Annotated in this window: 3 protein-coding genes; all 3 read left to right on the top strand. The window is 71.4% G+C overall.

Translation table 11 applies throughout. The features are described 5' to 3' along the window. Nucleotides 1-10: 10 nt before the first annotated feature. The gene (locus D7Y13_RS30005) at nucleotides 11-8,380 is read left to right on the top strand and encodes a non-ribosomal peptide synthetase (RefSeq protein ID WP_120630849.1); all 8,370 of its coding nucleotides are present in this window, start codon (nucleotides 11-13) and stop codon (nucleotides 8,378-8,380) included. Then, the gene (locus D7Y13_RS30000; protein ID WP_120630848.1) at nucleotides 8,370-10,055 is read left to right on the top strand and encodes a condensation domain-containing protein; all 1,686 of its coding nucleotides are present in this window, start codon (nucleotides 8,370-8,372) and stop codon (nucleotides 10,053-10,055) included. The genes D7Y13_RS30005 and D7Y13_RS30000 overlap by 11 nt, the downstream gene beginning before the upstream one ends. Next, nucleotides 10,022-11,500 (top strand): non-ribosomal peptide synthetase (locus tag D7Y13_RS29995; RefSeq protein WP_120630847.1); only part of this gene is annotated, 1,479 nt, incomplete at its 3' end. The genes D7Y13_RS30000 and D7Y13_RS29995, both read left to right, overlap by 34 nt.

Below are 11,500 nucleotides of genomic sequence, written 5' to 3'. Positions count from 1 at the left end.
ATGCGAAGGCGTGCGCGAGGCGGTGGTGGTGGCGCGGGAGGACGTGCCCGGGGACAAGCGGCTGGTGGGGTACGTGGTGGCGAAGCCGGGCCACGCGCTGGACAGCGCCGCGCTGCGAAGCGAGCTGAAGGGGCGGCTGCCGGAGTACATGGTCCCGTCGGCGTTGGTGGTGCTGGAGGCGCTGCCGCTCAACGCGAACGGCAAGGTGGACCGCAAGGCCCTGCCGAAGCCGGAGCGCACGGAAGCGGACGCACGGGACTACGTCGCACCGCGCACGTCCATCGAACAGACCCTGGAGCGCATCTGGGCGCAGGTGCTGCGTCTGGATCACGTCGGCATCCACGCCAACTTCTTCGAACTGGGCGGCGACTCCATCATCAGCCTCCAGATCGTCGCGCGTGCCGCGCAGGCCGGACTGCGCATCACCACCCGGCAGCTCTTCCAGCACCAGACGATCGCGGCCCTGGCGGGCGTCGCCACGACGGCCCAGCTCGTCGTCGCGGAGCAGGGCGAGGTGCGTGGGTCCGTCCCGCTCACGCCCATCCAGCGTCGGCTCTTCGAAGAAGACGTCGTGGATCCGCACCACCTCAACCAGTCGTTGATGATCGAGGTCCGCCGTCCGGTGGATGCCGCGCTCCTGGAGCAGGCGCTTCGCCACCTCGTCGCGCACCACGACGCCCTGCGACTGCGCTTCACCCGCGACGCCAGCGGCTGGTCGCAAGAGAACGCGGGCCTGGACCAGCCCCTGTCGCTGCGGCGGCTGGACATCTCCGCGCTGGATGAAGCCGCGAAGGCGCAGGCCCTGCAGGAGGCTGCGGCCCAGGTGCAGGCGAGCCTGGTGCTGGAGGAGGGCTTGCTGCTGCGCGCGATGCTGATTGAACGCGGCGAAGGTCACACGGCGCGCCTGCTGCTGGCGGTGCACCACCTCGCGGTGGATGGCGTGTCCTGGCGCGTGTTGTTGGAGGACCTGGAGACAGCCTGGCAGCAGCTCGCCTCGGGTCGCCCGGTCCGGCTTCCCGCGAAGACGACCTCCTTCCAGACGTGGGCCCGCAAGCTGGAAGCCCATGCCCGCACCCCGGAGGTGCTGGCCGAGCGCGCCTTCTGGCTGGACGGCACCCGGAGCGTCGCGCCGCTGCCCGTGGACCGGGCCGGGGGTGAGAACGTCGTGGGCTCGACGCGGAGCGTGTCGCTGTCGCTCGACGTGGAGGAGACGCGGCTGTTGTTGCAGGAAGTGCCCGGAGCGTGGCGCGCGCAGATCAACGACGTGCTGCTCGCGGCGCTGGTCCAGTCGATGGCGCGCTGGACGGGGCAGCCCCGTGTGCGCGTCAACCTGGAGGGCCACGGGCGCGAGGAGCTGTTCGCGGACGCGGACATCTCCCGCACGGTGGGGTGGTTCACCGCCGTGTATCCCGTGCTGCTGGAGGTGCCGGTGTCCGGCAGCCCCGGCGACGGCCTGCGCGCGGTCCGCGACACCCTGCGGCGCCTGCCGGGCAACGGCCTGGGCTACGGGCTCCTGCGCTTCCTGGGTGACGACGCGACGGTGGACGCCCTGCGCGCCGCGCCTCCCGCGCAGGTGTCCTTCAACTACCTGGGGCAGTTCGACGGCGTCGCGTCCGCGGCAGGGGACACCGCCTTCAGCATCGCCCGCGAAGGCAGTGGACCCGTGCGCAGCGCGCGCGCTCCGCGCCGCCACGTCCTGGACGTCAGCGGACTGGTGCTGGACGGACAGCTCCATCTGAGCTGGGGCTACAGCGAAAACCTCTACACCCAGGCCACCATCGAGTCCCTGGCCCGTGACTTCGTGGCCGCGCTGCGCACGCTCATCTCGACCCGCGCGTCGGAGGATGCGGCCCGCCGCACGCCCACGGACTTCCCGCTCGCCCGGGTGGACGCCACCGCGCTGGAGCGCGTGATGGCGGCGGTGCCCGACCTGGAGGACCTGTACCCGCTGTCACCCATGCAGCAGGGCATGCTCTTCCACACGCTGCTGGAGCCGGCGTCGGGCGCGTACTTCGAACAGCGCTCGTGGAGCTTCCACTCCGCGCTGGACCTGGGGGCCCTCCGGCAGGCCTGGCAGGACGTCCTCGCCAACCACCCGGTGCTGCGCACGTCCTTCTTCTGGCAGGGACTGGAATCCCCGCTCCAGGCCGTGCATGCGCGCGTAACGCTGCCGTGGACGGAGCTCGACTGGCGCGGGCTGCCCGTCGCTGAACAGCAGTCGCGTCTGGAGACGTTCCTCGCGGAGGACCGGGCACTCGGCTTCGAGCTGTCCCGTGCGCCCCTGATGCGGTTGGCGCTGATCCGCACGGAGGAACAGGCGTACCGGCTGGTGTGGAGTTTCCACCACCTGCTGACGGACGGCTGGAGTTCGGCACTGCTGCGCAAGGCGGTCTTCACCCGCTACGCCGCGCTGGTGCGGGGTAACGCCCCGGCTCTTACCAAGGGCCCGGCGTATCGCGAGTACATCGCCTGGCTCCAGCGTCAGGACCTGGCGCGCACGGAGACCTTCTGGCGCGACACCCTGGCGGGCTTCTCCGCCGCCACGCCGCTTCCGGCGGGCGTGGTCTCCCGCACCCATGCCTCTGGCGGGCTGTCGGAGCAGGCGGTGCTCCTGCCGACCGAGACCACCGACGCGCTCCAGACCTTCGCGCGCCGGCACCAGCTCACCCTCAACACCCTGGTGCAGGCCGCGTGGGCCCTGGTGCTCGCGCGCCATGCGAACACGTCCGACGTCGTCTTCGGCGCGACCGTCGCGGGACGTCCTTCGGAGCTGCCGGGCGTCGACACGATGCTGGGCATGTTCATCAACACGCTGCCCGTGCGCGTCCGGCTGGAGGAACAGGCGGACGTCGTCCCGTGGCTCCAGCGGTTCCAGTCGCAGCAGGTGGAGCTGCGCAACCACGAGCACAGCCCGCTCGTGCAGGTGCAGGGCTGGAGCGACGTGCCCCGGGGAACGCCCCTCTTCGAGACGCTGCTCGTCTTCGAGAACTACCCCGTCGACACCACGGTGGACGCGCAGGCCCGCCAGCTGGACGTGCGTGACTTCCACGCCTTCGAGCGGACGAACTACCCGCTTACCGCGGTGGCCGCTCCCGGCCGCGAGCTGCTGCTCAAGCTCGCCCATGAGACGCCGCGCTTCGACGAGGCCACGGCGAAGGCCCTGCTTGGTCAGTGGCGCCGGGCCCTGGAGGGACTGGCCGCGCGGGCCGGACAGCGGCTCGCCGACGTGACGCTCCTGTCGGCGGAAGAGACGCACGCGCTGCGCGACACCTGGAACGCCACGCGCGTGGAGTACCCGCGCACGCTCGCGGTCCAGCAGCTCTTCGAGTCCCGGGCCGCGCAGGCGCCCGACGCGGAGGCGCTGCGCTGGAACACGGGCCGCATGACGGCCGGCGCACTGGACGCGCGCGCGAACCAACTGGCGCACCACCTGCGCTCGCTGGGCGTGGGTCCGGAATCCCGCGTGGGCATCTGCCTGGAGCGCGGTCCCGACCTCGTCGTCGGCCTGCTGGCCGTGCTCAAGGCCGGTGGTGCCTACGTGCCCCTGGATCCGACCTATCCCGAGGATCGTCTGGGCTACATGGCCCGCGACGCCGGCCTCTCCGCGCTGCTGACGCACCGGCACCTGGAGTCGCGCCTTCCGGGGGGGCGGACCCCGGTGGTCCACCTGGACGCGCTGGAGTCCGTGCTCGCATCCCATCCGACCACTCGCCCGGACGTGGAGGCGCTTCCGGAAGCGCTCGCGTACGTCATCTACACGTCCGGCAGCACGGGCCGTCCCAAGGGCGTGATGGTGACGCACGGGGGCGTCGTCAACTACCTCGCCTGGACCCTGAACGCGTACCGCGTGGCGGACGGGCAGGGTGCGCCGGTGCACTCGTCGTTCTCCTTCGACCTCACGGTGACCAGCCTGTTGGCGCCGCTCGCCGCGGGCCGTCCCGCCGTGCTGGTGGATGAGGCCGTGGGCGCCGTGGAGGGCCTGGGCGACGCCCTTCGCCGTCGGGCCGACCACAGCCTGGTGAAGCTGACGCCCGCGCACCTGCGTCTGTTGGAGGCGCAGCTCGGCGAGCAGGATGCCCCCGGCCGTGCCCGCGCCTTCGTCATTGGCGGCGAGGCCCTGGGCTACGAGGCGCTGGAGCACTGGCGGCGGTACGCGCCGGGCACCCGGCTCATCAACGAATACGGTCCCACCGAGACGGTGGTGGGCTGCTGCATCCACGAGGTGCGCGAGGACGAACCGCGCACGGGCCCCGTGCCCATCGGTCATCCCATCGCCAACACGCGCCTGTACGTGCTGGACGCGGCGGGCCGGCTCGCGCCGCTGGGCGCGGTGGGCGAACTCTTCGTCGGGGGTGATGGCGTGGGCCGGGGCTACCTGGGCCGCCCGGACCTGACCGCCGAGCGCTTCGTGCCGGATCCGTTCAGCCCCGAGCCGGGCGCGCGCCTGTACCGCACCGGCGACAGCGTGCGTCGCCGTGCCGACGGCGTGCTGGAGTACCTGGGCCGTCAGGACGACCAGGTGAAGGTGCGCGGCTTCCGCATCGAGCTGGGCGAAATCGAGTCCGTGCTCACGGCCCTCCCGGACGTGGCCTCGGGCGTGGTGCTCGCGCGCGAGGACGTGCCTGGAGACAAGCGACTCGTGGGCTACGTGGTGCCGAAGCCCGGTGCCGCGCTGGACGCCGCGTCGCTGCGGACCGCGCTGCGCAGGACGCTCCCGGACTACCTCGTGCCGGTCGCCTTCGTGGTGCTGGACGCGCTGCCCGTGGCGGTGACGGGCAAGGTGGACCGCAAGGCCCTGCCCGCGCCGGAGGCCGCACGCCCGGGCGAGGACGCGAACTTCGTGGCGCCCCGCACGCCGGAGGAGGAGCTGCTCGCCGGACTCTTCGCGCAGGTGCTGGGCGTGGAGAAGGTGGGCGTCCACGACGACTTCTTCGCGCTGGGCGGACACTCGCTCCGGGCGACGCAGACGGTGTCGCGCGCCCGGGACGTGTTCCAGGTGGAGCTGCCGCTGAGGGATCTCTTCGAGGCCCCCACCGTCGCGGGGCTCCTCCCGCGCCTGTTGGAGGCGAAGGCGAAGGACGCCGAAGGACCTCGCGTCCCGCCCCTGGTAGCCGTGCCGCGCACGGACGCGCTGCCGCTGTCGTTCGCGCAGCAGCGGCTGTGGTTCCTGGATCAGCTGGAGCCGCAGGGCTCGTTCCACAACGTGCCCGCGGCGCTTCGGCTCCAGGGCACGCTGGATGTGGCCGCGCTGGAGCGCGCGTTCGCGGAGCTGTTCCGCCGCCATGAATCGCTGCGCACCGTCTTCCGCTCCGAGGAAGGCCGGCCGCTCCACGTCATCCTGCCGGTGCCGGAAGCCCCGCTGCCCATGCAGGACCTGGGCTCGCTGCCCGAGTCCACCCGCGAGGCGGAGGCCCTCCAGCGGGCCCAGGACGAGGCGAAGCGTCCCTTCGATCTCTCCAAGGGGCCGCTGCTGCGCGTGACGTTGCTGAAGCTCGCCGAACAGGAGCACCTGCTGCTGCTGACCATGCACCACATCGTCTCCGACGGCTGGTCCATGGGCGTGCTCGTGCGTGAAGTCGTGGCCCTCTATGAGGCCTTCCACCTGGGCCAGCCGTCGCCGCTGCCGGAGCTGGCCCTCCAGTACGCGGACTACACGGCCTGGCAGCGCCAGTGGATGGAGCAGGGCGCGCTGGCCCGGCAGCTCGCGTGGTGGCGCAAGCAGTTGGACGGCGCACCGCAGACGGTGGACCTGCCCACGGACCGGCCCCGGCCCACCGTGCAGTCCCACAACGGTGAGCAGCTCCAGGTGCTGGTGCCTCCGTCGGTGATGGCGGACCTCCAGGCCCTGTGCCGCCGCGAGGGCGTCACGCTCTTCATGGCGCTCTTGGCCGGCTTCCAGGTGGTGCTGTCGCGCTACACGCGCCGCACGGACATCGTGGTGGGCACGGACATCGCCAACCGCAACCGCGCGGAGACCGAAGGGCTCATCGGCTTCTTCGTCAACCAGCTCGTCCTGCGCGGGAACCTGGGCGGCGACCCCACCGTGCGCGAGCTGCTGGCCCGCGCGCGGGAGACGGCGCTGTCCTCCTACGCGCACCAGGACCTGCCCTTCGAGGAGCTGGTGAAGGAGCTGAACCCCAAGCGCAGCCTGGGGCAGGCCCCGCTGTTCCAGGTGAAGCTGGTGCTCCAGAACACCCCCGCGTCGCGGCTGGAGCTGCCCGGCCTGAAGCTCACCCAGGTGGGCCAGGAGGCCACCCGCGCCAAGCTGGACCTGACCGTCGCGGTGCAGGAGACGCCCCAGGGGCTCGCCTGCGTCTGGGAGTTCGCCACGGACCTGTTCGACACGTCCACCGTGGCCCGGATGGCGAAGCACTTCGAACAGGTGCTGGAGGGCCTGACGCGCGAGCCTTCCCGCCGCCTGTCTTCACTCTCCCTGCTCACCGGCGAAGAGCGCCGCACGCTGCTGGAGACGTGGAACGACACGCGCACGGCCGAGCTGCCGGGCCCGACGGCCACCGCGCTGTTCGAGGCGCAGGCCGCGCGCACGCCCCAGGCGCTGGCGGCGGTGTTCGGCGCGGAGTCGCTGACGTACGCGCAACTGGACGCGAAGGCCAATCAGCTCGCGTGGCACCTGAAGCAGAGCGGCGTGGGCGTGGAGTCGCGGGTGGGACTCTGCGTGGAACGCTCGCTCGACATGGTGGTGGGCATCCTGGGCATCCTCAAGGCGGGCGCCGCGTACCTGCCCCTGGACCCCTCGTACCCGGCTGATCGCCTGGCCTACATGCTGGCGGACGCGGCGGTGCCCGTCATCGTCACGCAGGACGCCCTGGCGGATGAATTGCCGTCACAGGGTGAGTTGCTGGTGTGCCTGGACTCGGACGCGGCGCGCATCGCGAAACATCCCGTGACGCCACCGCCGGTGAAGCTGGAGCCGGAGCACCTGGCGTACGTCATCTACACGTCGGGTTCGACGGGTCGGCCCAAGGGGACGCTGTTGCATCACCGTGGCTTGTGCAACACGGCCACGGCGGCCATCGCGGCCCTGGGCATCACGCCTTCCAGCCGCGTCCTCCAGTTCGCGGCGTTCGGCTTCGACGCGTCGGTGTGGGAGACGTTCTCCGCGCTGCTGGCCGGCGCGGCCCTGCACCTGACGCCGCGCGAGGAGCTGATGCCCGGCGCGCCCCTGCACGGCCTGCTGAAGTCGCGGGGCATCACCACGGTGACGCTCACACCGTCGGTGCTGGCGCAGCTCCCCGCCGAGGACCTGCCGGCGCTCACGTCGGTGGCCGCCGCGGGCGAGGCATGCTCCGCGGAGCTGGTGCGCCGCTGGTCCCCGGGCCGGCGCTTCCTCAACGCGTACGGCCCCACCGAGGTGACCGTCTGCGCCACCGTCCGGGCGAACGTGGATCCGGAGCGGCCCACCATCGGCACGCCGCTGCCGAACGTGCGGGTGTACGTGCTGGACGACCAGGGACAGCCGGTGCCGGTGGGCATCCCGGGCCAGTTGCATGTCGGTGGCGTGGGACTGGCGCGAGGCTACCTGCACCGCGCGGACCTGACGGCGGAGCGCTTCGTGCCGGACGCCTTCGGTCCCGACGCGGGCGGCCGGCTCTACGCGACGGGTGACCTGGTGCGCTACCTGCCGTCCGGGGACATCGAATTCCTGGGCCGCATCGACCACCAGCTCAAGCTGCGCGGCTACCGCATCGAATTGGGTGAGGTGGAAGCGGCCATCGCGGATCATCCCGCCGTGGAGGCCACCGTGGTCCTCCTGCGCGAGGACGTGCCGGGCAACCCCCGGCTGGTGGGCTACGCGGTCCCGCGTGAGGGTGAGGTGCTGGATGTGCGCGCGCTGAAGGAAGCGCTCCTCGCGCGCCTGCCCGAGTACATGGTGCCGACGGCGTTCGTGTCGCTGCCGGCGCTGCCGCTCACGCCCAACGGCAAGCTGGATCGCCAGGCGTTGCCGGCACCGGACACCGAACGCCCCGAACTGGAAAAGGGCTACGTCGCTCCGCGTGACGCGCTGGAAGAGGAGCTGGCCGCCATCTGGGCGGAGCTGCTCGGCGTCAAGCAGGTGGGCGTCCACGACGACTTCTTCGAGCTGGGGGGCCACTCCCTCCTGGGCACCCAGCTCATCTCCCGCATCCGCACGACGTTCGACGTGGAGCTGCCGCTCCGGGACATCTTCGAGTCCCCGACGGTGGAGAACCTCGCCGTCCACATCGTGCAGGCCCAGGCCGCGCAAGCAGACCCCGCGGAACTCGAACGACTCATGGGGGAGCTGGAGAACCTGTCCGCCGAAGAGGCGGAGGCGCTCCTTTCCTCTGACGAAGTGCTCCCCCAGGACGACAGCAAGAAGGTTTCCAGCAATGAGCAGTGACGCCGACAAGCGCATCGCAGCCCTGTCTCCCGAGAAGCGTGCCCTCCTGCTCAAGCAGCTGCGTCAGCAGCAAGCCCAGCAGGGCAAGCCCGCGCGCGCGCCGGTCATCGCCTCGCGTCCCCGGGACGGCTCGCCGTTGCCGCTGTCCTTCGCCCAGCAGCGCCTGTGGTTCTTGGATCAGCTGGAGCCGGAGAGCGCGCTCTACAACATCCCCCTGGCCATCGAGCTGAAGGGCGAGCTGAAGCGGGATGCCCTGGAGCGGGCCTTCACGGCCCTCCAGGAGCGCCACGAATCGCTGCGCACCACCTTCCGCACCACGGAAGCGGGGCCCGTGCAGGTCATCGCGCCGCCGTCGCCGCTGACGTTGGACGTAGTGGACCTGCGCACCCTGTCCGGCGCCGCCCTCCAGGACGAGCTGCACCGGCTCGTGCGCGAGGAATCGCTGCGCCCGTTCCACCTGACGCGGGGCCCGCTGGTGCGCGCGTCGCTCCTGCGCACCCAGGAGCACGAGCACGTCCTGCTCGTGACGATGCACCACGCCATCTCCGACGGCTGGTCCATGGGCGTCGTCATCCGCGAGCTGGCCGCGCTCTACGACGCGTTCCTCCACGGCCGCCCGTCGCCGCTGCCCCCGCTGGCGCTTCAGTACGCGGACTACGCCGCGTGGCAGCGAGAGTGGCTCCAGGGCGAGACGCTGGAAGCGCAGCTGAAGTGGTGGAAGGAGCAGCTCTCCGGTGCGCCGGACGTGATTGCCCTGCCCACGGACCGGCCGCGTCCGGCGGTCCAGAGTTCGCGCGGCGCGAAGCACTTCGTGCAGTTGCCGCGTGAATTGTCCGAGGCGCTCAAGGCGCTCGGGCAGAAGGAGGGCGCGACGCCCTTCATGACGCTGCTGGCGGCGTGGCAGGTGCTGCTGGCGCGCTACACCGGCCAGGATGACATCCGCGTGGGCACGCCCATCGCGGGCCGCAACCGGGCGGAGCTGGAAGGCCTCATCGGCTTCTTCATCAACACCCTGGTGCTGCGCGCGCGCGTGACGCCGGAGCTGACCTTCCGGCAGGTGCTGGCGCAGGTGCGGGAGCGGGCGCTGGGGGCGTTCGCGCACCAGGAGGTGCCGTTCGAGAAGCTGGTGGATCTGCTCCAGCCGGTGCGCTCGCTCAGTCACTCGCCGCTGTTCCAGGTGATGTTCAGCCTGCAGAACGCGCCGGTGTCGGAGCTGGTGATGCCGGAGGTGTCCCTGCGCACGCTGCGCGTGGAGGCGCAGACGACGAAGTTCGAATTGACGCTGTCGCTGTCCGACACGCCGACGGGGTTCTCCGGGTCGATTGAGTACAACACCGACCTGTTCGACGCGGCGACGGTGGAGCGGATGGCGGGGCACCTGGAGGTGCTGCTGCAGGGCATCGCGGCGAACCCGGACACGAAGGTGGGGCGGCTGGAGCTGCTGACGGCGGAGGAGCGGCAGCGGCAGGTGGTGGCGTGGAACGCGACGCGCACGGCGTACCCAAGGGAGCAGTGCGTCCACACGCTGGTGAGTGCGCAGGTGGAGCGCACGCCGGACGCGGTGGCGCTGGACTTCGCGGGAGAGCAGCGGACGTACCGGCAGGTGGAGACGCGGGCTATCCGCGCGAGCGGCTGGCGTTCATGGTGGAGGATGCCGGGGTGGAGGTGCTGGTGACGCAGGCGTCGCTGCGAGGCGCGCTGCCGGAAGGCGCATCGCAGGTGGTGGGCCTGGACGACGAGGACCTGAACGCGGAGCCGACGCACGCGCCGGAGAGCGGCGGGGAGTCCGGGGACCCGGCGTACGTCATCTACACGTCGGGAAGCACGGGCAAGCCGAAGGGCGTCTGGGTTCCGCACCGGGCGGTGGTGCGGCTGGTGGTGGAGACGAACTTCATCCAGCTGACGGAGGAGGACCGCATCGCGCAGGTGTCGAACGCATCGTTCGACGCGGCGACGTTCGAGGTGTGGGGCGCGCTGCTGCACGGCGGCCGGCTGGTGGGGATGTCGCGGGACGTGGCGTTGTCGCCGGCGGCGTTCGCGGCGTACCTGCGCGAGGAGCGCATCAGCACGCTGTTCGTGACGTCGGCCCTGTTCAACCAGTTGGTGGCGCAGTCGGCGGAGATGTTCCAGACGGTGCGTCAGCTCCACGTGGGCGGAGACGCGGTGGACCCGGGAGCGGCGCGGGCGGTGCTCGCGCGGGGCGCGCCGGGGAAGTTCGTCAACGCGTACGGCCCCACGGAGAGCACGACGTTCGCGGCGTGGCACGCGGTGGAGGCGCTCGCGGCGGACGCGGTGACGGTGCCCATTGGCCATCCGCTGTCGAACACGGAGCTGTACGTGCTGGATGCGGAACTCCAGCCGGTGCCCGTGGGGGTGCTGGGGGAGCTGTACATCGGCGGTGACGGCCTGGCGCTGGGCTACCTGGGCCGTCCGGAGCTGACGGCGGAGAAGTTCGTTCCGCACCCGTTCCGCACGCAGCCGGGCGCGCGGTTGTACCGCACCGGGGACCAGGTGAAGCAGTTGCCGGACGGCAGCGTGGTGTACCTGGGCCGCCTGGACTCGCAGGTGAAGGTGCGAGGCTTCCGCATCGAACTGGGCGAGGTGGAGTCCGCGCTCAGCCGCTGCGAGGGTGTGTCCGAGAGCGTGGTGGTGGTGCGGGAGGAGATGCCCGGCATCAAGCGGCTGGTGGCCTACGTGGTGGCGCGCATGGGCGCGCAGGTGACGACGGACGGGTTGCGCTCGGAGCTGAAGGCAAGGCTGCCGGAGTACATGGTGCCCGCGGTCTTCACGGTGCTGCCCGCACTGCCGTTGACGGTGAATGGCAAGGTGGACCGCAAGGCGCTGCCCGCGCCGGAGGCGAGCACGGAAGCCAGCGAGTCCTACGAAGCGCCGAGGACGCGGACCGAGGAGACGCTGGCGGGAGTCTGGGCGCGAGTGTTGGGCGTGGAGCGGGTGGGCGTGCGCGAGAACTTCTTCGCGCTGGGTGGCGACTCCATCTTGAGCATCCAGGTGGTAGCGAAGGCAGGGCAGGCGGGGCTGAAGGTGACGCCGAAGCAGTTGTTCCAGCACCCGACGGTGGAGCAGTTGGCGAAGGTGGTGGAGGCGGTCCGAGGCTCGGTG

This window comes from Corallococcus praedator (assembly GCF_003612125.1).
Taxonomy (GTDB): domain Bacteria; phylum Myxococcota; class Myxococcia; order Myxococcales; family Myxococcaceae; genus Corallococcus; species Corallococcus praedator.
The sequence above is the reverse complement of the archived record's forward strand: the minus strand, read 5'-3'. Positions and strand labels throughout refer to the sequence as shown.